This is a genomic window from Streptococcus sp. 1643 (assembly GCF_006228325.1).
Lineage (GTDB): Bacteria > Bacillota > Bacilli > Lactobacillales > Streptococcaceae > Streptococcus.
The window spans coordinates 1,438,140-1,459,963 of sequence record NZ_CP040231.1 but is presented as its reverse complement, the minus strand read 5'-3'; the positions used below and the strand labels follow the sequence as shown (position 1 = coordinate 1,459,963).

Here is a 21,824-nt window from a genome sequence, read left to right as displayed (position 1 = left end):
AACGATTTTTTACAATGAATGAAAAAACAGAGGTAAATATGACAATCGGTATTGATAAGATTGGTTTTGCGACCAGTCAATATGTCTTGAAATTACAAGACTTAGCAGAAGCGAGGGGAGTTGACCCCGAAAAATTTAGCAAGGGACTCTTGTTAAATGAAATTAGTATTGCTCCACTGACTGAGGACATTGTTACCTTGGCAGCTAGTGCAAGCAACTCTATTTTAACAGACAAAGAAAAAGAAGAAATCAATATGGTCATCGTGGCGACTGAGTCAGGGATTGACCAGAGTAAGGCAGCGGCAGTCTTTGTTCATGGCCTATTAGGCATTCAACCTTTCGCCCGTAGCTTTGAAATCAAAGAAGCCTGCTATGGAGCGACAGCTGCCCTTCATTATGCTAAATTGCATGTGGAAAATTCTCCAGAGTCTAAGGTTTTGGTTATTGCCAGTGATATTGCCAAGTACGGTGTCGGAACTCCGGGTGAACCAACTCAGGGTGCTGGAAGTGTGGCGATGTTGATTACCCAAAATCCGCGCATTATGGCCTTTAACAATGATAACGTTGCCCAAACGCGCGACATCATGGATTTCTGGCGTCCGAACTATTCAAGCACTCCTTATGTAAACGGCATGTACTCGACCCAACAGTATCTTGATTGCCTGACAACGACTTGGGATGAATACAAGAAACGCTATGATTGGACTATGGATGACTTTGCGGCTATCTGCTTCCACTTGCCTTATCCTAAGTTAGCCCTAAAAGGCTTGCGTAAGATGATGGATAAGACTTTGTCTCAGGAAAAACAGGATAGTTTGCAAGAGAACTTTGACAAGTCCATTCTCTATAGTCAGATGATTGGGAATATCTACACAGGTTCCCTTTTCCTTGGGCTTCTCTCCCTTTTGGAAAATGCAGAGAATTTGAAGGCTGGAGATAAAATTGTCCTCTACAGTTACGGAAGTGGAGCGGTTTCAGAGTTCTTTAGTGGAGAACTGGTTGAAGGCTACGAGGCCCACCTTGATAAGGATCGCTTGAGCAAACTCAAGCAACGTACAGCATTGTCTGTTGCAAACTATGAAAAAGTCTTCTTCGAAGAGGTGCAGTTGGATGAATCTGGCTCAGCCCAATTTGCAGCTTATGAACATCAAGACTATGCCTTGGTGGAGATTGTCGACCACCAACGCCGTTATAGCAAGGTTGAAAAATAATGAAGATAAGTTGGAATGGATTTTCTAAAAAATCATACCATGAGCGCCTGGAGTTGTTGCGAGCTCAGGCGCTCCTTAGTCCTGAAAAGCAAACGAGTCTGGAGCAGGATGAACAAGTCAGCTTGGCTGTTGCAGACCAGCTGAGTGAGAATGTGATAGGAACTTTTTCTCTGCCTTATTCGATCGTTCCAGAACTTTTGGTGAATGGTCAGGATTACACAGTTCCTTATGTGACAGAAGAACCCTCAGTGGTTGCTGCCGCTAGCTATGCCAGCAAAATCATCAAGCGAGCAGGCGGTTTTACTGCTCAAGTACATGAGCGCCAGATGATTGGTCAGGTAGCCCTTTATCAAGTTGCTGATCCTGAACAAGCGCAAGAGAAGATTGCCAGCAAGAAAGCCGAACTCTTGGAACTTGCCAATCAAGCCTATCCTTCTATCGTCAAACGTGGTGGTGGGGCGCGTGATTTACATGTAGAGCAGATCAAAGGTGAAACAGACTTTCTCGTCGTCTATCTCCATATCGATACCCAGGAAGCCATGGGAGCCAATATGCTCAATACCATGCTAGAAGCCTTGAAACCAGTCTTAGAAGAACTCAGTCAGGGACAGAGTCTCATGGGAATTCTGTCCAATTACGCGACAGATTCTCTAGTGACAGCAAGCTGTCGTATTGCCTTTCGCTATTTGAACCCTCAAAAGGACCAAGGACGAGAAATTGCAGAGAAGATAGCTTTGGCCAGCCAGTTTGCGCAGGCTGATCCTTACCGAGCGGCTACTCACAATAAAGGGATTTTTAATGGTATCGATGCTATTTTAATCGCCACGGGTAATGACTGGCGTGCCATCGAAGCTGGGGCTCATGCCTTTGCCAGTCGAGATGGACGCTATCGAGGTCTTAGTCAATGGAAGTTGGACATGGAAAGAGAAGAATTGGTTGGTGAGATGACCCTACCTATGCCTGTAGCGACCAAGGGTGGCTCTATTGGTCTCAACCCCCGTGTAGCTCTTAGTCACGAACTACTGGGAAATCCTTCTGCCAAGGAATTAGCTCAGATTATCGTGTCCATCGGTCTTGCCCAAAACTTTGCGGCTCTGAAAGCCTTGGTGAGTACGGGCATCCAGCAAGGTCACATGAAGTTGCAGGCCAAATCCCTAGCTCTCTTAGCTGGTGCTAGTGAGTCCGAGGTTGCTCCCCTCGTTGAGCGCCTCATCGCAGATAAAACCTTTAACTTAGAGACAGCCCAGCGCTATCTCGAAAACTTAAGATCATAAAAAACTCAGACGAATTCGTCTGAGTTTTTTGTACTTAAATACTTTTTCCAGGTAATAGGGTGACGGGTAAGAAGTAACCAGTTGTCGCGACTTCCTTGCCTTCGATCTTTTGCAAGAGCAGATCAACAGTGAGGTGGGCAATCTCTTCCAAGGGTTGCTTGATGGTCGCCAGTTGAGGGTAGTAATTCTCGATAAAGTAGGTACCATCATAGCCGATGACTTTGAGTTCTTCAGGAACAGAGATTCCCAGTTCTTGAGCGATTTTGATCACTAGGATAGCTGTCAGATCATCCGAAGCAAAGATAGCATCTGGTTTCTGATGGGTCAAGATATTCTTGATTTCCATTTCCTTTCTGACGGGAGAAAAGTCACTTGAAACATTGATAATAGGAGCTTTCGGGAGTATAGAGGCAAAGCCAGCATGACGCAGTCCAGTCGGTGAGTTCGAGTTGTCATTTCCTGTAATCATGATGATAGACTGGGCACCTGTCTTGACCAAGGTTTGGGCAGCGAGAACCCCGCCACCGTAGTTGTCAGAGGAGACAACAGGGATGTCTGGAGACAAGTTTCGGTCAAAGGAAATGATCGGTGCCGTCACACGATTGTAGTCTTCGATTCCCAAGTTGTGACTTCCAGAAATGATACCGTCGACCTGATTGGCCTCCAGCATTTCAATGTACTCCCGTTCTTTTTCAGAGTCATGTTCGCTGTTACAGATGATGGTCTTGTATCCATTCTTAAAGAGTTGGTGTTCCAACTTACCAATCAATTCTGCGTAGAAAATGTTGGAAATGTTAGGAAAAATCAAGCCGATTAACTTAGCTGATTTTCCTTGGAGGCTACGAGCTAAATTGTTGGGCTTATAGCCCAATTCTCTCATGGCTTCATTGACCTTTTGAATGGTTTTCTCAGATAGATAACCCTTTTTATTGATGACCCGTGAGACGGTAGTGGGGCTGACGCCTGCTAGTTTTGCGACATCAGTTAGTTTTGCGACCATAATCTAATTCATAGTAAGTTCCAGTTGGGTTTCCAGACTTGATGAGGATACCATTTTGGTCCGCATGTGGGAAGACACGACCAGAAAATACTTTTTCTCCTTTATTGATGAAAATTTCAAAGACTGACTTGTCGATGAAGATAGTGGCAGTAGTAGCTTGGTTATCGATAGGGCAAGAACGAGTCGTACCAAATTCTTGGGCGTACTGTTCACCAGCCTGACTACGATCCACTGTCACCTGTCCATTGACAAGGTCAAAGTTGATTGAAAGACCCTTGCCTTCTTTCTCAGCAAGTAAGACAATCTCGCTCTGGCTATTGGCCTCCAAGTTGAGCTCTAGTTCATAGGTGTTATTGGTTTGAGCACGATTTGAAAAAGGTTCTTCAGAGGCACGAAGTTCTTTGATAGCTGCGACAGGGTATTGGTAGAGTTTCCCATCTTTGATAGTGAGTTCTTTGACCAAGGAGAAAGTTCCTTGGTGGTCAAAACGATCAGAGGGGTAGGCTACATCTGGTAGCCCAAGCCAACTTACTGCTAGTGCACGTCTGTCAGGAGCGTTAAAAGCTTGAGTCGCATAGGCTTCGAAACCATAGTCTAGGTTGTGAAGGGGTGACACATCTACCATTTTGGCATTTTCAGGATCAAAGGAAACCCCGATTTTGTACATGTTTGGATAGATATTATCATAGTCTAGAACTTTTTTATCCAATCCTTGTGGACAGTAGAGAAGGACAGGTTGCTCCCCTACAAAGACCAGATTTGGGCATTCCATCATGTAGGCAGTGCGATCGTTAGCAAAGTTAAGGTCGCCAACTGCTTGCCAGTTTGTATAATCATTGTCCACAGCCTTGTAGAGACGGACGAAGCCTTTTTTCTCCAAGTCCTGTCCACCGACGATGGCATAATATTGACCTTTAAAGTTAAAAATTTGCGGATCGCGGAAGTGGTCAGTAGAGTCTGCTGGCTGGTCAATCAAGATCTTGTCAATCTTTGTAATCTTGCCATCCTTATCCATCAAAGCCCCAATCTGGTAAGGGTGACGGATCCAGTTTTCATCACGGACATTCCCTGTATAGAATAGGAACAACTGATCGCCAAACTGCATGGCAGAACCAGAGTAGGCACCGTGGCTATCCAATGGAGTATTTGGCAAAACTTTGACTCCAGTTTCTGTGAAGTGCACTAAATCATCACTTTCAAGCTGCACCCAAGACTTCAACCCATGGGTTGCACCAAAGGGGAAGTTCTGGTAAAAGAGAATCCATTTGCCATCAAAATAAGAAAAGCCATTTGGATCATTGAGAAGCCCCATTTTAGGCTCGACATGGTAACGAGTATGCCAAGGAGATTGTGCCATCTTTTCCTTGATTTGCTTGATTTCATCATTAGACCAGTCTTCATAGCGTCTATAACGGCGCTCGGTTGTCCATCCCATTTTATCTTTCCTCCATAAGTTCTATTCTATTATTAATAGTAACCGTTTTCGGCAAAAAAAGCAAGTCTTTTATGTTAAAAAAGAGAAAAATATGTCAAACGATTGCCAGAAATCGAGTAAAGGAAATCTAGCAAATTTTCACAAAAAAATGAAAGAAAATGTAAATAAAAGCCTTGATTCCTCAAATATAAAGATATTTTTTTGAGGAAAAAGAAAATATCCCTCAAAAACGAGCAAGAATAATCAGGAGTAAAAGAAGTAAAATAAAAATTTCTGCAAAACGCTTGACATATTTTAGAAACGTGATAAAATAATAGTCGTAGGGCGAATAAAATCGCTTTCAAACAAGAACAAAATTTTTATAAGGAGATTTTTGCAAATGAACAATCAGGATATTGCAAAAAAGGTCATCGAAGCCCTTGGCGGACGTGAGAATGTCAACAGTGTAGCCCACTGTGCGACTCGTCTGCGTGTCATGGTCAAAGATGAAGGGAAAATCAAGAAGGAAGTGATTGAGAACTTGGATAAAGTTCAAGGAGCTTTCTTTAACTCAGGCCAATACCAAATCATATTTGGGACTGGTACAGTAAACAAGATGTATGACGAAGTGGTTGCACTTGGTTTGCCAACATCTTCTAAAGAAGATATGAAAGCAGAAGCTGCTAAACAAGGAAATTGGTTCCAACGTGCTATCCGTACTTTCGGTGACGTCTTTGTACCAATCATCCCAGTTATCGTAGCAACTGGTCTCTTCATGGGTGTGCGTGGTCTCTTGACTGCTCTTGGAATGACACTTCCAGCTGACGTGACAACATATACTCAAATCTTGACAGATACAGCCTTCATCATCTTGCCAGGTTTGGTTGTATGGTCAACCTTCCGCGTATTCGGTGGAAATCCAGCCGTTGGTATCGTCCTCGGTATGATGCTGGTTTCTGGTTCGCTTCCAAACGCCTGGGCTGTAGCATCAGGTGGTGAAGTAACAGCTATGAACTTCTTTGGCTTCATTCCTGTTGTTGGTTTGCAAGGTTCCGTTCTTCCAGCCTTCATCATTGGGGTGGTCGGAGCCAAGTTTGAAAAAGCTCTCCGCAAAGTGGTTCCAGATGTCTTGGATCTCTTGGTGACGCCATTCGTGACACTTTTGGTGATGTCTATCCTTGGACTCTTTGTCATCGGACCAGTCTTCCATGTTGTTGAGAACTACATCCTTATCGGTACAAAAGCGATTCTTGGCTTGCCATTTGGTCTTGGTGGTTTCTTGATTGGTGGGGTTCACCAATTGATTGTCGTATCAGGTGTACACCACATCTTCAACTTGCTTGAAGTGCAATTGCTTGCTGCCGATCATGCCAACCCATTCAACGCCATTATCACTGCAGCTATGACAGCTCAAGGGGCTGCAACTGTTGCCGTTGGTGTCAAAACTAAAAATCCTAAACTGAAAACACTTGCTTTCCCAGCTGCTCTTTCTGCCTTCCTCGGTATTACAGAGCCTGCTATCTTCGGGGTGAACTTGCGTTTCCGTAAACCATTCTTCCTTTCATTGATTGCTGGTGCTATCGGTGGTGGACTGGCTTCAATCCTTGGTCTTGCTGGTACTGGTAATGGTATCACCATCATCCCTGGTACAATGTTGTACATTGGTAACGGTCAATTATTCCAATACATCCTTATGGTAGCTGTATCATTCGTTCTTGGTTTTGCACTTACTTACATGTTTGGTTACGAGGACGAAGAAGAAGTTGCTAGTGAAGTAGCGACAGAACGTTTGGTTCAAGAAGAAACAACTGGTAACATTCCAGTAGCTCCTCAAAATGAAACAATCCAAACTCCAATCGTTGGGGACGTAGTTGCCCTTGAGAATGTTGATGACCCAGTCTTTTCAAGTGGTGCAATGGGACAAGGGATTGCAGTGAAACCAAGCCAAGGCGTGGTTTACGCACCAGCTGATGCAGAAGTATCAATCGCCTTTGCTACAGGACATGCTTACGGTTTGAAGACAGCAAACGGAGCTGAAATCTTGATCCACGTTGGTATCGACACGGTGACTATGAACGGTGAAGGCTTTGAACAAAAAGTTGCTCAAGGCGACAAGGTCAAAGCTGGTGATGTTCTCGGAACCTTTGACTCAAACAAAATCGCTGCTGCAGGTCTTGACGACACAACAATGGTTATCGTAACCAACACAGCAGACTACGCTTCTGTGACACCAGTCGCAAGCGGTTCAGTTGTCAAGGGTGACGCTATCATCGAAGTGAAAGCCTAGTCCTCTTCGAAAATCAGATTTAAAAATAAAACGAACAAATATTATGTTTGTTCGTTTTTACTTGGATGGTAAGATTTACAGAGGAAAATCTAAAATATTGAGAAATCTAGCCCTTTAAAATGTGCTATAATAGAGAAAACAAAGATAAGAGGTTTATCATGACAAAATTATATGGAAGCTTAGAAGCGGGCGGTACAAAGTTTGTCTGTGCTGTCGGTGATGAAAACTTTAATGTTGTGGAAAAAACACAATTTCCTACAACAACTCCAATCGAAACAATCGATAAAACCATTGAGTTCTTCTCAAAATTCGATAATCTTGCAGGTCTTGCCATCGGTTCCTTCGGTCCCATTGATATCGACAAAAACTCAAAAACCTATGGCTTTATCACAACGACTCCAAAACCTCACTGGGCAAATGTAGACCTACTTGGTGCCCTTCGTCGTGCCCTCAACGTACCCATGTATTTCACAACTGACGTAAACAGTTCTGCCTATGGTGAAGTGGTTGCGCGTAACAATGCTGGTGGCCGCATCGAAAACTTGGTTTACTACACGATCGGTACAGGGATCGGTGCAGGTGTTATCCAACGTGGTGAGTTTATCGGTGGTGTGGGTCACCCTGAGATGGGTCACTACTATGTGGCTAAACACCCAATGGATGTAGAAAAAGAATTTAACGGCGTTTGTCCTTTCCACAAGGGCTGTTTGGAAGGCTTTGCGGCTGGTCCAAGTCTCGAAGCCCGTACAGGTATTCGTGGTGAAAATATTGAACTCAACAGTTCTGTCTGGGATGTTCAAGCCTACTATATCGCTCAGGCTGCGGTCAATGCTACAGTGACTTTCCGTCCAGATGTGATCGTCTTTGGTGGTGGCGTCATGGCACAGCAACACATGCTGGACCGTGTACGTGAGAAATTTACAGCTCTTCTCAATGGCTACCTACCAGTACCAGACGTGCGTGACTACATCGTGACGCCAGCAGTCGCAGGAAATGGTTCTGCCACACTTGGGAACTTTGTCCTTGCTAAGAGTGTCGCAAAATAAAACAAAGAAAACATCCGCTTGGGAAACCAAACGGATATTTTCTTTGAAGACAATTTTTTTGAGCCTTTCCTTAAGTGATTACGGACGGTAGCGACTTTCTTCGAAATTCCATATCTTAACTTTGAGCCTAATGTCTCAAAGTTTCCGAACACCTGAAACCATTAGATTTCAGGTGTTTTTATCACGGCGGAAAGGCTAGGTAAATCCTCGCTTCACTATTGACAAATAGGCATGATTTCCATACCAAAGTATATTTAGTATTAGGCTATATTCTATCCTCAAAACATCTGCCAGAAGAAATCAATAATATAAGTCAAACCATAAGTATAAACCACTAGGGTAAAGGGCTTGGTCAAAACGATGATAATCATATAGCGCTTGAAGGTCATCTTGGTGAGGGCAGCCAGCATACAGAGAAAGTCAGCCGGGCTAACTGGCCAGATCATCATAAAGATAAAGAACCGCTCGAAACGATTGCCCTTATCTAGCCAACCGATGTACTTGTCATAGGTGCGCTTGCTGACGACGGACTGGACAAAGGCGGCTCCGTAGAGACGGACGAGGTAAAAGATAATGGCACAGCCAATCACGATACCGATATAGTTATAGATGGTTCCGATGATGTGGCCGTAAATAAAGACCCCAGCCACTGAGGTCAGAGCTCCCGGAATAATCGGAACAACGGTTTGTAGGATCTGTAAAAAGATAAAGAGTGGTGGTCCCCAAACCCCAGCTTGCTGGATAAAGGCTGATAGGGTTTCCTTTGACTGTAACACTCCTGCCTGATAGGCCCAAATACAGAAAATCAAGGTACCGACTCCCCCGACGATAGATGAGATATTGATGACTTGCTGTAGAAGGGGAGAAACAGCTTTCATTTGCTTATCCTGTGACATGTAAACTCCTCATAGATAGTATGATTCTACTATACCATATTTTGTGGAGAAAAACTATCTGGATTATCTGACTGGAGAAATAAGTGTGGTAAAATGAGAATAAGAAAAAGACGGTATAGGAATGAGGGGTATCATGTTAGGTTTAAACTTTAAAGGAAGCTGGCGCCAATATCAAAAACAGGTATTGGATCGTTTTCAGGACTATCAAGCAGACGGTCATGTTCATCTAGTGGCTGCTCCAGGGTCTGGAAAGACAACCATTGGTATCGAGCTAATCGCTCGTTTTGGCAACCCAGCCCTCATCTTAGTTCCGACTGTCACCATTCGTGAACAATGGGTAGATAGGATCCAAACTGCTTTTCTAGAGGATGGTCAGAGGCTTTCAGACCTCGTTTCCCAAAACTTAAAGGAGATGAAGGCATTAACGATTGTGACCTATCAGGCTTTTCATAGCGCCATGAACCAACTGCAATCACAAGAAGATGGAGAAGCAGAGGATTTTGTGGGGTTTGATTTGCTTGCAAGCCTAAGAACTCAGAAAGTTGCGACTCTTTGCTTGGACGAATGCCACCACCTGCGCAATGAATGGTGGAAAAGTCTGGAAGCCTTTCGCAAACAGTATGAACCGCTGCAAGTCATCTCCCTGACAGCGACACCACCTTATGACAGCGAGCCTGAACTCTGGGAACGCTATATCCGTATGTGTGGGGAGATCGATCAAGAAATCACGGTACCTGAACTAGTAAAGGAAGACACTCTTTGCCCTCATCAGGATTTTGTCTATATGTGTTCACCAACAGCTGAAGAGGCGGAACGTCTCAAACAGTTTGAGGAGACTAAGTGGGACTATATTCATCACCTTATAGTCGATCCTGATTTTCAAACATTTGTAGCAGGCTCTAAGGTCCTCAAAGGGGATATTTCATCTGATTTGCTCTTAGAAGATCCCAAGTACTTGTCTGCTATGTTGATTTATATGCATTCTCAGGGGTTAACGATTCCTCCCTCTTTGCAAAATTTACTGGGAACCCAGAAGCTTCCAGCATTGACCTCCTACTGGCTGGAGACGCTGTTGCAGAGCATACTCTATCAGACACCAGAATGGTATGAGGATCCAGATGGATATAGGAAAAAGTTAGAGGCTGACTTGAAGGCGCGTGGGTTGGTGGAAAAACGTCAGGTTTATCTGGTTAAGTCTAAGGCTTCTGACCAGCTTTTAACCCAATCTCTAGGGAAGTTGTCTGCCATTGCCGATATCTTTTTGACGGAGTATGAGAGTCTAGGTCAGGAACTGAGACAGTTAGTACTAGCTGACTATATTCGCAAGGATTTTGCCACCTATCTGGGAGATGATCAGACAACCATTTCTCAGTTGGGGGTTCTCCCTTATTTTGAAAACATTCGTCGAAAAGCTCAGGAGCAAGAGATACCTGTTTCTTTGGCTGTCTTGTCAGGTAGTGTCGTTATTTTGCCTACCGATGTGACAGCAGAGTTGAAGGAGCTCTTGCCTCAGGTTCCTCTTAGTTTCTCATCTATTGGTCACTTGGACCAAAAAGATTATGTGCAGGTTGGTTTTCCGAGCTCAGCTAAGGGAATCGTAGCGGCAGTGACGGAGCTTTTTCAACGAGGGCGGATTCAAGTCCTAGTCGGAACCAAATCTCTCCTCGGAGAGGGTTGGGATGCTCCTTGTGTTAATTCCCTAATCCTCGGAAGCTTTGTGGGGAGCTTTATGCTGAGCAACCAGATGCGCGGGCGTGCCATTCGTATCTGGCCGGGACATCCAGAAAAGACCAGCAACATCTGGCATCTGGTAGCCGTTCAAGCGCAAGCACTCATCACTCTTCCTGGTGAGGAGCCTAGACCAGAGAGCAATCAGGATCTGCAGACCTTGTCGCGACGGATGGAGCATTTTCTTGGATTGGCCTATAATCAGGAGAGTATTGAGACCGGTTTGGATCGTTTGGATTTTCCAAAGCCCCCTTTTAAGAAAAAGCAAATTAGTGAGTATAATGAGCGAGTTAAGAGTCTCTCCAAGGATCGAGCAGGCTTGAGACAAAAATGGCAAGATGCTCTTGTCGTAGCGGATCAGTTCGAGATAGTTACAGAAGTTGCAACTCAAAAACAGAAAATCCCAGTCATGCTCTTGCTTGATGCATTAAAATGGGTTCGCATGTCATTGCTCTTGTTGGCAGTGGATTTGTTGGTCTTGCTATTTAGACTGAGATTGATCGGTGTTTGGTGGCTTACGACAGCATGTCTCCTCTTTTTGGTCTTTGCATCTTGGCGCTACCTCCGCTATAAGAGTCCCTATAAACGCTTGCAGTCTCTGGGTGAGCAGATCCGAAAGGTTCTGCTAGATTCGGGGCATCTAACGGATGATCAATCCCGTGTTCAGGTAGAGGAGGACAAGGAAAACTACATGGTCTTTGCCTATCTCAAGGGAGGAAGCATGAGGGACAAGGAGTTGTTTGCTCAGACTGTGGGAGAGTTCTTTGCACCAGTGGACAACCAGCGCTATCTCTTGAAGGCAGAGAAAGTCCGACAAGGTCAGTCACCTTACTATGTCGTGCCTAGTCTTTTTGACAAGCGCAAGGAAGAAGCACAGAAATTCCTCGACTTTCTGACGCCGACTATCGGACATTATCATCTCGTCTACACACGAACAGAGACCGGACGGAAAACCCTTCTCGAAGCTCGTATCAAAGCTCTCTCCAATAAAAATGACCGTACCTTGACTAAGAAGAAGGTTAAAAGCCAGTTGGAGTAGGAGCGTATGGGAAAATCCATCTGAAACATGATATAATAATAGAGAAAATAAATTTTTAATAGTTGAAACAGTTGAATAGAATGAAGCGTTTAGAATAAACTATTCTTACAAAGCTTAAGAAAGGTTTTTTATGGCAAAGAGAAAAGATTTTTCTGAACTAACCAGGGTACAAATCCCAGCAGCTCTACATCTCATGCGTATGGGCTATACATATCTTCCTCGCAATGGGAAGGAAATTGCAGAAAGAGATCCAGATACCAACATCCTTGTATCTGTTTTTAAGGAGCAATTTTTAAAATTAAGAAATGTATTTTTGGATAAACTTGCTATTAAGGAGGTGAATGACATTGTCTTGTGTAATTGGAACTGTTTTTAGAAATTTTGCAATTATTTCAGGAGACATGAGAATGAGTAATTCGGATGAAATTACGAGTGAAAAAACGTCAAAGGTTTTTAAAGTAAATAATAAAGTTTTGGTTGGAATGACAGGTTCAGCACAGCCGGTAATAACTTTAAAAGAGAATGGTTATTTTTCATTAGAGGATTGTCCGAGTGCAGAAGATTATTTTGAATTTTTATGGCTTTTAACTGGGAACAAACAAGTTATTCAGCAAAATCAAAGTAACGTTCTAGTTATAGGAGTAAGTAAAGAGGGGATTGGATTTGGAGGAAATTTTCACATGGATGATGAAATGCTTAATAATCAGTTATATATATCTGAAAAATTAGATGGATGGTCACCTATATTGACTCCTCCTAGCGTGAACCAAAAATATTATCAAAAGGTCATTGATAATAGAATAATCGAAATTGTTTTATCTCAGACTAATATTCAAAATTTTAGTCGAGGCATGCTAATTAAAAATATAAAAGAACTTCATAGAGAAATTATTCTTGAAATTTCTAAAAAAGATAAATCAGTTAATAGTAATATTGAACAACACGTGATTAAATGGTGAATATGACTAATAAAATTATTGAATACAAAGACCTAATTGCTTTCCACCCAGGTCAATATATTGGAGAGCTAATTGAAGATTATAACATGACCCAGAAAGAATTTGCGGAGAAGTTGGGGGTATCGCCAAAGATGATCAGAAAATTAGTGAAAGGTGAGCAGTCAATTAGTAATGAGATTGCTCAGAAGTTAGAGAAACTTACCAATATTTCGATGAAAACTTGGCTCAATCTTCAAAATGCTTACGATGTAAAAATGGCAGAGTTCTTAGAGTAATCATGGTATAATGTCAATTATGAATAATAACAACCAACGTGCCCTTTGCCAACAACTCTGGGCTAGAAACAAATACCTCGTTTTGAGCCATTCCAGCAATATTTATAATGAGATTCGCCAATATCTCAAGAATGAAGTGGTGGAGGTCAGCCATGTTCAAGAACTGATTGACCGTGCTTGCCAAATTCCTGAGCATAGGGGTCAGGTTTGCAATGCCTTTCAGCATATTTGGGGCTATTTCAAAAAGAAAGCGACAGATGTTGAGCGCAAAGACTATATGCTCTTGCTGGATCGCTACCGCTTTGGTCAGGCTTCTAAGGAAGACTTGATTGCTAAGACTCGAGACTTGCTTGATCGCTATCCAAATACCTACTTGCAACATTCGACTTTACTGAAAGGAGACTCCCATGAGACTTTGGCATGAGGCTTTGATTTCGCAACTTCCTCGTCCTCAACTTTTGGGGCAACATCGAGAGTGCTGCGCCCTACGTGGCAATGGCTGGGGCAGAAAGCATGCGACGGTGGACTATGTCTTTACTCACTCGCCCTATCGTCTCTATGCCTATCATGACTTGATCATGGAGGAGATGGCTGACCGTGGCTACAATGTCAGTCCAGAGTGGCTGGATAAGAACTACCGTGGCAAGACCTGCCCTCCTTATCAAGACTTACCCGAGGAGAAGCTAACCAGTCCCATCTATAGTGAGCATGATACAGGATACTATGAGGAGTGCTTAGATAATCTCCGAGACAAGGGGATAGACCTATAGTCTTTTCTAATAACAAGCCATAGTCACTTATAAGAATTATTAATAACACGTTTTAGTATTCTAACTAAAATACAGCCACAAAACAAGCTATACAAAGGATTTGAGACACTGGTCTCAAGTCTTTTTCTTTTGATCAAAAGAGTGATATAGTTTCAAACTATATCAAAGCCTAATTATTTACAATTATACAGACAGTTTCTTTTCTGTTAAGATAGTTTCAACAACAAATTTTGGAGGACACATCATGTCAACTACGATCATCGGTTTCCCTCGTTTGGGTGAATTCCGCGAATTAAAATTTACAACTGAAAAATATTTTAGAAAAGAAATCTCAGAAGAAGAACTCCTTGCAGCAGCAAAAGACTTGCGTGCAAAACACTGGAACATCGTCAAAGAAAAAGGCATCACTGAAATTCCATCAAATGACTTTTCTCACTATGACAACTTCCTGGATGCTGCTTTCCTTTTCAACGTAGTTCCTGCATCAGTACAAAACTTAGAATTATCTGATCTTGAACGTTACTTTGCTTTGGGACGTGGTTACCAAGGAGAAAAAGGGGACGTTCGTGCCCTTCCGATGAAGAAATGGTTCAACACCAACTACCACTACATCGTTCCTAAGTTTGAAAAAGATACTCAAGTAAAATTGGCTGGTCACAAGATCTTTGATGAGTTCCAAGAAGCAAAAGAACTTGGATTGAACACTCGTCCAGTCCTTGTAGGACCATTCACTTTCCTTCAATTATCAGACTTTGAAGAAGGCGTGAAAGCAGAAGACTTCGTAGACAGCTTAGTGGCTGCATACCAAGAAGTTTTTGCTAAATTGGCTGAACTTGGTGCGGCTCGTATTCAATTGGACGAAGCGGCTCTTGTCAAAGATTTGACAGCTGAAGAAAAAGCTCTCTTCTTGAACCTCTACAACAAACTCTTGGCTGACAAGAAAGGTCTTGAAGTCTTGCTTCAAACTTACTTCGGTGACGTTCGTGACGTTTACGCTGACCTTGTGAAATTGCCAATTGACGCCATCGGTTTGGACTTCGTTGAGGGTAAGAAAACTCTTGAACTTGTGAAAGGTGGCTTCCCAGCTGACAAGACTCTCTATGCAGGTATTGTTAACGGTAAGAACATCTGGCGCAACAACTACGAAAAAAGCTTGGCTGTTCTTGAGCAAATCCCAGCTGAAAACATTGTCTTGACAAGCTCATGCTCCCTTCTTCATGTGCCATTTACAACTGCTAATGAAGAATTTGAACCAGCTATCTTGAATCACTTTGCCTTTGCAGTTGAAAAATTGGATGAGATCCGTGATTTGGATGCTATCCGCGACGGTCAAGGTGAAGAAGCACTTGCTGCTAACAAAGAACTCTTTGCGACTGAACGTGTGGGTGAAAATGTAGAACTTCGTGCGCGCATCGCTGGATTGACAGACGCAGACTACACTCGTTTGCCAGCTTTTGCAGAACGTGAAGCCATCCAAGAAGAAGCTTTCAAACTTCCAGCACTTCCAACAACAACCATCGGTTCATTCCCTCAAACTAAGGAAGTCCGTGCTAAACGTTTGGCTTACCGTAAAGGTGAATTGTCACAAGAAGAATACGATGCTTTCCTTGCTGAAACTATCGACGAATGGATCAAATGGCAAGAAGAAGTTGGATTTGACGTGCTTGTACACGGTGAGTTCGAGCGTAACGACATGGTTGAGTACTTCGGTCAAAACTTGTCAGGTTACCTCTTCTCTAAGAATGGATGGGTACAATCATACGGTATGCGTGGGGTGAAACCACCAATCATCTGGGGTGACGTCACTCGTCTCAACCCAATCACTGTCAAATGGTCTAGCTACGCACAAAGCCGTACTGACAAACCTGTTAAAGGTATGTTAACTGGACCGGTTACCATCCTCAACTGGTCATTCCCACGTGAAGACATCTCTATCAAGGATTCTACTCTTCAAATCGCTCTTGCTATTAAGGATGAAGTTCTTGACCTTGAAGCTGCAGGCGTGAAGATTATCCAAATCGATGAGGCTGCTCTTCGTGAGAAATTGCCACTCCGTCGTAGCGACTGGTACGAAGACTACCTTGACTGGGCTATTCCAGCCTTCCGCTTGGTACACTCTACAGTTGCACCAGATACTCAAATCCACACCCACATGTGTTACTCAGAATTTACAGATATCATCCCAGCTATCGACAACATGGATGCGGACGTTATTTCCTTTGAAGCAAGCCGTTCAAACCTTGAAATCTTGGACGAACTCAAAGCGAAAAACTTCCAAACAGAAGTGGGACCTGGGGTTTACGATATCCACTCACCTCGTGTGCCAAATGAAGGCGAAATCGACCACACAATCGATGCTATTCTTGCTAAAGTTCCAAGCAAGAAAGTTTGGATCAACCCTGACTGTGGTTTGAAAACACGTGGTATTCCAGAAACAAAAGAAAGCTTGATCCGCCTTGTCGAAGCAGCAAAAGCTGCGCGTGAGAAATTGTAAGATAAGATTTCTCTCTTGACACTGACTGTTCAAGGAACTGCTTGGCCCTAGCTGCTCAGCAATCATGAAATCAAAAGAAAAGGATAATGACTATGTCACGCCAAACACCGTCACTTTCATTTGAAGTGTTCCCTCCAAACCCAGCTGTGGGTAATGATAAGATTATTTCAGCTCTTCAAGATATGCGGGAGCTGACACCGCACTTTATCAGTGTGACCGCCAGCAATAATAAATTTAATATCAAGGAAACAACGGTTCGTTTGGCTGACTTTATCCAGAATGACTTGGCGATTCCAACGATTGCCCACTTGCCAGCTATCTATCTGACCAAGGAAAAGGTTGCTGAAACCATTGTCGACTTGGATAAGGTTGGGGTGCAGAAAATCTTGGCTCTTCGTGGGGATATTATTCCAGACGTGGAACCACAAAAGGATTTTCGCTACGCCACTGATTTGATTGAGTTTATCAAGGAGCAAGCCCCTCACTTTGATATTGTTGGTGCTTGTTATCCAGAAGGGCATCCAGATTCACCAAATCAGATTTCAGATATTCAAAATCTTAAGAAGAAAGTAGATGCAGGATGTTCTAGTCTTGTAACCCAGCTTTTCTTTGACAATGAGCGCTTCTATGATTTCCAAGACAAGTGCATCTTGGCTGGGATTGATGTTCCCATTCATGCAGGGATTATGCCAATTCTGAATCGAAATCAGGCTCTCCGTCTCTTGAAGACTTGTGAGAATATCCATCTTCCACGCAAATTTAAAGCCATCTTAGACAAGTATGAGCATGACCCTGAGTCGCTCAGAGCAGCAGGACTTGCCTATGCAGTGGATCAAATCGTGGACTTGGTAACCCAGGATGTCGCAGGTGTGCATCTCTACACCATGAACAATGCTGAAACAGCAAAATACATCCACCAAGCAACCCATGCCTTGTTTAATCATCAGTCTTTAGGGTAATCGATTCTTTAACCACTGAGACGGCAGCTTGTCATTTACATGCTTTTAAATGAAAAATGGCAGTTGCGAAAGCCAAAGAATTTGCTAAATAAAATAAACAACAAACCATTCCTCTTTTCATGGGGGAATGGTTCCTTTTTAATAGAAAAGCCCGCACTTTTTAAGAAAAATATGATAAAATAGACTCTGTACGTACTTGATACAAAGATGAGGGTATTTAGATTGTAGAAATTTGTTTAAAGTGGATTATTTTTTAAACAAAATATGATAATAGGTGTCTCAAAAAACATGAACGGAGTGAGTATTTAAAAGATATTTCACGCTATAGTGGTATCCTAGAGAATAACTCTGTTATTTTCTAGGACGGAATTTTTTAGACTTCAGGCTAAAAAATAAGGGATGAAATTCCGAAGGAAGTTGCTCCCGTCCGCACTATTCAAGTGAAATATCAAAAAAACTACTTAATTGAATTTGGGTCTCATTTCTGTAGAAAAAAGATAAGCTTCCTAGCACTCATCGAGTGCGGCGTCACCTTCCTATTTTTCTACAGAAATGTTCGGCAAGCCGAACCGTCCAGAATATCTTGTGTAATTGAACCCGGCCGAAAAGCTGTGTAAAAAAAGATAAACTGTCTTGTCTTCATCGAAGACTTCGTCAGTTTCCTATTTTTACTTTGCTTTTGACGTCCTTGGTATCTTGATCTTTGTAGGCAAGGCGTATAATTTCATCAATCCAAAGGGGATTAAAATGACAAAACAAGTGTTTCAAACGACTTTTGCGGGTCGTGAGTTAATCGTAGAGACTGGTCAGGTTGCTAAGCAAGCAAATGGCTCTGTTGTCGTGCGTTACGGTGAGTCAACTGTCTTGACTGCTGCCGTTATGTCTAAAAAAATGGCAACTGGGGATTTCTTCCCACTTCAAGTCAACTACGAAGAAAAAATGTATGCGGCTGGGAAGTTTCCTGGTGGCTTTATGAAACGTGAAGGACGTCCTTCAACTGATGCGACCTTGACAGCGCGTTTGATTGACCGTCCAATCCGTCCGATGTTTGCGGAAGGTTTCCGTAATGAAGTGCAAGTGATCAACACGGTCCTTTCTTACGATGAAAATGCCTCTGCACCAATGGCAGCCATGTTTGGTTCATCCCTGGCATTGTCTATCTCAGATATTCCATTTGACGGACCAATCGCTGGGGTACAAGTAGGTTATGTAGACGGCCAAATCATCATCAACCCTAGTCAAGAACAAGCAGAGCAATCGCTTCTTGAATTGACAGTAGCTGGTACCAAGCACGCTATCAACATGGTTGAGTCTGGTGCCAAAGAATTGTCAGAAGAAATTATGTTGGAAGCCCTTCTTAAAGGGCACGAAGCAGTCAAAGAATTGATTGCCTTCCAAGAAGAAATCGTTGCTGCAGTTGGTAAGGAAAAAGCAGAAGTGGAACTGCTTCATGTGGATGCTGACTTGCAAGCTGAAATCATCGCAGCCTACAACAGTGACCTCCAAAAAGCGGTTCAAGTAGAAGAAAAATTGGCTCGTGAAGCTGCAACTCAAGCTGTTAAAGACCAAGTCACTGCTGTTTACGAAGAAAAATATGCGGACCACGAAGAATTTGACCGTATCATGCGTGATGTGGCTGAAATCTTGGAACAAATGGAACACGCTGAAGTGCGCCGTTTGATCACAGAAGACAAGGTTCGTCCTGATGGTCGTAAGGTCGATGAAATCCGTCCTTTGGAAGCGGTTGTTGACTTCCTTCCTCGTGTGCACGGTTCCGGTCTCTTCACTCGTGGACAAACTCAAGCCCTTTCAGTTTTGACCTTGGCGCCGATGGGAGAAACTCAAATCATCGATGGTTTGGATCCAGAGTACAAGAAACGCTTTATGCACCACTATAACTTCCCACAATACTCTGTAGGGGAAACAGGTCGTTACGGTGCGCCTGGTCGTCGTGAAATTGGTCACGGTGCTCTTGGTGAGCGTGCTCTTGCGCAAGTTTTGCCAAGCTTGGAAGAATTTCCATACGCAATCCGCTTGGTAGCAGAAGTCTTAGAATCAAACGGTTCATCTTCTCAAGCCTCTATCTGTGCGGGAACGCTTGCCCTTATGGCTGGTGGTGTGCCAATCAAGGCACCAGTAGCTGGTATTGCCATGGGTCTTATCTCAGATGGAAATAACTATACAGTATTGACAGATATCCAAGGTTTGGAAGACCACTTTGGAGACATGGACTTTAAGGTTGCCGGAACTCGTGACGGGATTACAGCCCTTCAAATGGATATCAAGATCCAAGGAATTACTGCAGAAATCTTGACTGAGGCTCTTGCTCAAGCCAAGAAAGCTCGTTTTGAAATCCTTGATGTGATTGAAGCAACGATTCCAGAAGTTCGTCCAGAATTGGCTCCAACTGCACCGAAAATTGATACCATCAAGATTGATGTGGACAAGATTAAGATTGTCATCGGTAAAGGTGGAGAAACCATTGATAAGATTATCGCTGAAACAGGCGTTAAGATTGATATCGACGAAGAAGGTAATGTTTCTATCTACTCTAGCGACCAAGATGCCATTAACCGTACCAAAGAAATCATCGCTGGCTTGGTTCGTGAAGCCAAAGTGGATGAAGTTTACCATGCTAAAGTTGTTCGTATCGAGAAATTTGGTGCCTTTGTCAACCTCTTTGATAAGACAGATGCACTTGTGCACATTTCTGAAATGGCTTGGACGCGTACTAATAATGTCGAGGACTTGGTGGCTATTGGAGACGAAGTCGATGTCAAAGTTATCAAGATTGATGAAAAAGGACGTGTTGATGCTTCTATGAAAGCTCTTCTTCCTCGTCCACCAAAACCAGAGCGTGATGAAAAAGGTGAAAAGTCTGAGCGACCTCACCGTCCACGTCATCACAAGGATCACAAACCTAAGAAAGAATTTACAGAAACACCAAAAGATTCAGAATAAGAAAAGGAGAAATGTATGGGATGGTGGCGCGAAACCATTGATATCGTAAAAGAAAATGATCCAGCGGCACGCAACAGTTTGGAAGTTTTGCTGACCTATCCGGGTGTCAAAGCCTTGGCTGCCCACCGTCTCTCGCATTTTCTCTGGAAACATGGCTTTAAGCTTTTAGCTCGTATGCACAGCCAGTTTTGGCGTTTTTGGACGCAGATAGAGATTCACCCTGGTGCTCAGATAGAATCAGGTGTTTTTATCGACCATGGTTCAGGCCTGGTGATTGGAGAGACAGCGATTGTTGAAAAAGGCGTTCTTCTCTATCACGGAGTGACTCTTGGTGGGACAGGGAAGGATATTGGCAAACGTCATCCGACTGTGCGTAAAGGAGCTCTCATATCGGCCCATGCCCAAGTCATCGGACCGGTAGAAATCGGTGAAAATGCCAAAGTCGGTGCCGCTGCGGTTGTTGTGGCAGACGTACCTAGTGATGTGACAGTTGTCGGAATTCCTGCTAAAATTGTCCGTGTTCATGGACAGAAGGATGAACCAACGATCCACGAAGTCGAAGAAAAACGGGAGTACTATGTCAATAAACTAGAGCAGGCTAGAGAAGCCAGTCACAGATCGTCGGGGTTGTAGAGGTTACCTATATGATTCAAGCAAGAAACAAGTTAAGCCAAGAGGAGTTATCTGAGGCGAAAAAACTAATTAACTGTTGCCAAGCCTATGACGGTACCTACCGTGATCCCTATCTTTCTAACATGCTTAATTTTGACCCAAACATGCCCGCCTTTTTCCTTTATTATGAAAAAGGCGAACTTGTTGGTTTATTAACTGTCTATGCAGATGACCAAGATGTGGAAGTGACGATGCTGGTTCATCCAGATCATCGCCGTCAGGGGATTGCGCGTGCATTGTTTACTAGTTTTGAGAGAGAAACAGCTTCTTTTCCCATTAGGTCAGTCACTTTTCAGACAGAACGTATTTTTTTAGAGAATTATCCTGATTTTGTCAGCAACTGGGGATTGGTCGAGGACGAGGATACAGAAACCTGGTTAGGTAAGGATAGAAGGCCTTATCCGTTAGAAAAGCATTCCAATCTTGAAGTTTTGTTAGCAGATAGTTCGTATCAAGATCAAATTAGTCAGTTAAAATTTCAGGCATTTTCAGAGGAACATGAATCGAGAGAAGTTGTGGATAGATATGTCGCTGAAGCTCTGAAGGATTCAGAAAGTCGCCTATATATTTTATTAAAAGACGGTCAGGTTATTGGAACTTGCACGATTGATTTATCGAGCGATACGAATTACTTCTACGGTTTAGCAATATCAGAACTTGAACGTGGCAAAGGCTACGGAAGCTATTTAGCAAAATCCCTTGTCAACCAACTAATTGAGCAAAATGATAAGGAATTTCAGATTGCCGTGGAAGATAGCAACGTAGGTGCCAAGCGCTTGTATGAAAAAATCGGCTTTGTCAAACAGACACAGGTAGTTTATCTGAATGAGAAAGAGTAG

Annotated in this window: 17 protein-coding genes and 1 pseudogene; 15 read left to right on the top strand and 3 right to left on the bottom strand. The window is 43.2% G+C overall.

All coding sequences use genetic code 11. The features are described 5' to 3' along the window. The first annotated feature begins 38 nt into the window (after positions 1–38). Together FD735_RS07680 and FD735_RS07675 are read left to right on the top strand one after the other, a co-directional pair. Positions 39–1,211 (top strand): hydroxymethylglutaryl-CoA synthase, encoded by a 1,173-nt coding sequence (locus FD735_RS07680; RefSeq protein WP_139659115.1) that lies wholly within the window; start codon positions 39–41, stop codon positions 1,209–1,211. Then, entirely contained in the window at positions 1,211–2,485 is a 1,275-nt protein-coding gene (locus tag FD735_RS07675; RefSeq protein ID WP_139658884.1) for a hydroxymethylglutaryl-CoA reductase, degradative, read from the top strand. Before FD735_RS07680 ends, FD735_RS07675 begins: the two co-directional genes overlap by 1 nt. 34 nt (positions 2,486–2,519) lie before the next feature. Here the strand turns inward: FD735_RS07675 and FD735_RS07670 are convergent, their stop codons facing one another. After that, positions 2,520–3,485: a LacI family DNA-binding transcriptional regulator gene (locus FD735_RS07670; protein WP_139658883.1), complete on the bottom strand. Its 966-nt coding sequence runs from the start codon at positions 3,483–3,485 to the stop codon at positions 2,520–2,522. After that, positions 3,466–4,920: a sucrose-6-phosphate hydrolase gene (locus FD735_RS07665; RefSeq protein ID WP_139658882.1), complete on the bottom strand. Its 1,455-nt coding sequence runs from the start codon at positions 4,918–4,920 to the stop codon at positions 3,466–3,468. Before FD735_RS07665 ends, FD735_RS07670 begins: the two co-directional genes overlap by 20 nt. 379 nt (positions 4,921–5,299) lie before the next feature. Here FD735_RS07665 and FD735_RS07655 point away from each other — a divergent pair, with 379 nt between their 5' ends. Both FD735_RS07655 and scrK read left to right on the top strand, forming a co-directional pair. After that, on the top strand, positions 5,300–7,186 hold the full coding sequence (locus tag FD735_RS07655) for a sucrose-specific PTS transporter subunit IIBC (protein ID WP_084937373.1): 1,887 nt from the start codon (positions 5,300–5,302) through the stop codon (positions 7,184–7,186). A gap of 158 nt (positions 7,187–7,344) precedes the next feature. After that, positions 7,345–8,232 (top strand): fructokinase ScrK, encoded by an 888-nt coding sequence (scrK, locus tag FD735_RS07650; protein WP_000164288.1) that lies wholly within the window; start codon positions 7,345–7,347, stop codon positions 8,230–8,232. 278 nt (positions 8,233–8,510) lie between these two features. Here scrK and FD735_RS07645 read toward each other — a convergent pair whose 3' ends face one another. After that, positions 8,511–9,128 (bottom strand): TVP38/TMEM64 family protein, encoded by a 618-nt coding sequence (locus tag FD735_RS07645; RefSeq protein ID WP_000076177.1) that lies wholly within the window; start codon positions 9,126–9,128, stop codon positions 8,511–8,513. A 133-nt stretch (positions 9,129–9,261) separates the two neighbouring features. On the opposite strand from FD735_RS07645, the gene FD735_RS07640 reads away from it, so the two are divergent. From FD735_RS07640 to FD735_RS07590, 11 genes and pseudogenes are all read left to right on the top strand, one after another. Next, positions 9,262–11,895 (top strand): DEAD/DEAH box helicase family protein, encoded by a 2,634-nt coding sequence (locus FD735_RS07640; protein ID WP_139658880.1) that lies wholly within the window; start codon positions 9,262–9,264, stop codon positions 11,893–11,895. 130 nt (positions 11,896–12,025) lie between these two features. Continuing rightward, the gene (locus tag FD735_RS07635) at positions 12,026–12,271 is read left to right on the top strand and encodes a hypothetical protein (protein WP_001129122.1); all 246 of its coding nucleotides are present in this window, start codon (positions 12,026–12,028) and stop codon (positions 12,269–12,271) included. Positions 12,272–12,302: 31 nt separating this feature from the next. Continuing rightward, complete coding sequence (locus FD735_RS07630) at positions 12,303–12,854, top strand: hypothetical protein (protein WP_000071345.1); 552 nt, start codon at positions 12,303–12,305, stop codon at positions 12,852–12,854. Positions 12,855–12,856: 2 nt separating this feature from the next. After that, a pseudogene (locus FD735_RS07625) lies at positions 12,857–13,126 on the top strand (HigA family addiction module antitoxin); the annotation flags it as partial. 22 nt (positions 13,127–13,148) lie between these two features. Then, positions 13,149–13,553, top strand: a complete 405-nt coding sequence (locus FD735_RS07620) for a YbgA family protein (RefSeq protein ID WP_013670267.1) — start codon at positions 13,149–13,151, stop codon at positions 13,551–13,553. Next, the gene (locus FD735_RS07615; protein WP_001241790.1) at positions 13,537–13,899 is read left to right on the top strand and encodes a TIGR02328 family protein; all 363 of its coding nucleotides are present in this window, start codon (positions 13,537–13,539) and stop codon (positions 13,897–13,899) included. The genes FD735_RS07620 and FD735_RS07615 overlap by 17 nt, the downstream gene beginning before the upstream one ends. Before the next feature lie 244 nt (positions 13,900–14,143). Beyond that, positions 14,144–16,393 (top strand): 5-methyltetrahydropteroyltriglutamate--homocysteine S-methyltransferase, encoded by a 2,250-nt coding sequence (gene metE, locus FD735_RS07610; protein ID WP_139658879.1) that lies wholly within the window; start codon positions 14,144–14,146, stop codon positions 16,391–16,393. 92 nt (positions 16,394–16,485) lie between these two features. Beyond that, entirely contained in the window at positions 16,486–17,352 is an 867-nt protein-coding gene (metF, locus tag FD735_RS07605; RefSeq protein ID WP_139658878.1) for a methylenetetrahydrofolate reductase [NAD(P)H], read from the top strand. Between the two features lie 747 nt (positions 17,353–18,099). Further along, a complete protein-coding gene (pnp, locus tag FD735_RS07600; RefSeq protein ID WP_139658877.1) occupies positions 18,100–20,313 on the top strand; it encodes a polyribonucleotide nucleotidyltransferase in 2,214 nt (737 codons plus the stop codon). Positions 20,314–20,328: 15 nt separating this feature from the next. Further along, positions 20,329–20,946: a serine O-acetyltransferase gene (gene cysE / locus FD735_RS07595; protein WP_139658876.1), complete on the top strand. Its 618-nt coding sequence runs from the start codon at positions 20,329–20,331 to the stop codon at positions 20,944–20,946. 11 nt (positions 20,947–20,957) lie between these two features. Further along, entirely contained in the window at positions 20,958–21,824 is an 867-nt protein-coding gene (locus tag FD735_RS07590) for a GNAT family N-acetyltransferase (protein WP_139658875.1), read from the top strand.

Coding starts and splice junctions, on each gene's coding strand:
- FD735_RS07680 (WP_139659115.1), top strand. CDS start 39: ATGACAATCGGTATTGATAAGATTGGTTTTGCGACCAGTCAATATGTC.
- FD735_RS07675 (WP_139658884.1), top strand. CDS start 1,211: ATGAAGATAAGTTGGAATGGATTTTCTAAAAAATCATACCATGAGCGC.
- FD735_RS07670 (WP_139658883.1), bottom strand. CDS start 3,485: ATGGTCGCAAAACTAACTGATGTCGCAAAACTAGCAGGCGTCAGCCCC.
- FD735_RS07665 (WP_139658882.1), bottom strand. CDS start 4,920: ATGGGATGGACAACCGAGCGCCGTTATAGACGCTATGAAGACTGGTCT.
- FD735_RS07655 (WP_084937373.1), top strand. CDS start 5,300: ATGAACAATCAGGATATTGCAAAAAAGGTCATCGAAGCCCTTGGCGGA.
- scrK (WP_000164288.1), top strand. CDS start 7,345: ATGACAAAATTATATGGAAGCTTAGAAGCGGGCGGTACAAAGTTTGTC.
- FD735_RS07645 (WP_000076177.1), bottom strand. CDS start 9,128: ATGTCACAGGATAAGCAAATGAAAGCTGTTTCTCCCCTTCTACAGCAA.
- FD735_RS07640 (WP_139658880.1), top strand. CDS start 9,262: ATGTTAGGTTTAAACTTTAAAGGAAGCTGGCGCCAATATCAAAAACAG.
- FD735_RS07635 (WP_001129122.1), top strand. CDS start 12,026: ATGGCAAAGAGAAAAGATTTTTCTGAACTAACCAGGGTACAAATCCCA.
- FD735_RS07630 (WP_000071345.1), top strand. CDS start 12,303: ATGAGTAATTCGGATGAAATTACGAGTGAAAAAACGTCAAAGGTTTTT.
- FD735_RS07620 (WP_013670267.1), top strand. CDS start 13,149: ATGAATAATAACAACCAACGTGCCCTTTGCCAACAACTCTGGGCTAGA.
- FD735_RS07615 (WP_001241790.1), top strand. CDS start 13,537: ATGAGACTTTGGCATGAGGCTTTGATTTCGCAACTTCCTCGTCCTCAA.
- metE (WP_139658879.1), top strand. CDS start 14,144: ATGTCAACTACGATCATCGGTTTCCCTCGTTTGGGTGAATTCCGCGAA.
- metF (WP_139658878.1), top strand. CDS start 16,486: ATGTCACGCCAAACACCGTCACTTTCATTTGAAGTGTTCCCTCCAAAC.
- pnp (WP_139658877.1), top strand. CDS start 18,100: ATGACAAAACAAGTGTTTCAAACGACTTTTGCGGGTCGTGAGTTAATC.
- cysE (WP_139658876.1), top strand. CDS start 20,329: ATGGGATGGTGGCGCGAAACCATTGATATCGTAAAAGAAAATGATCCA.
- FD735_RS07590 (WP_139658875.1), top strand. CDS start 20,958: ATGATTCAAGCAAGAAACAAGTTAAGCCAAGAGGAGTTATCTGAGGCG.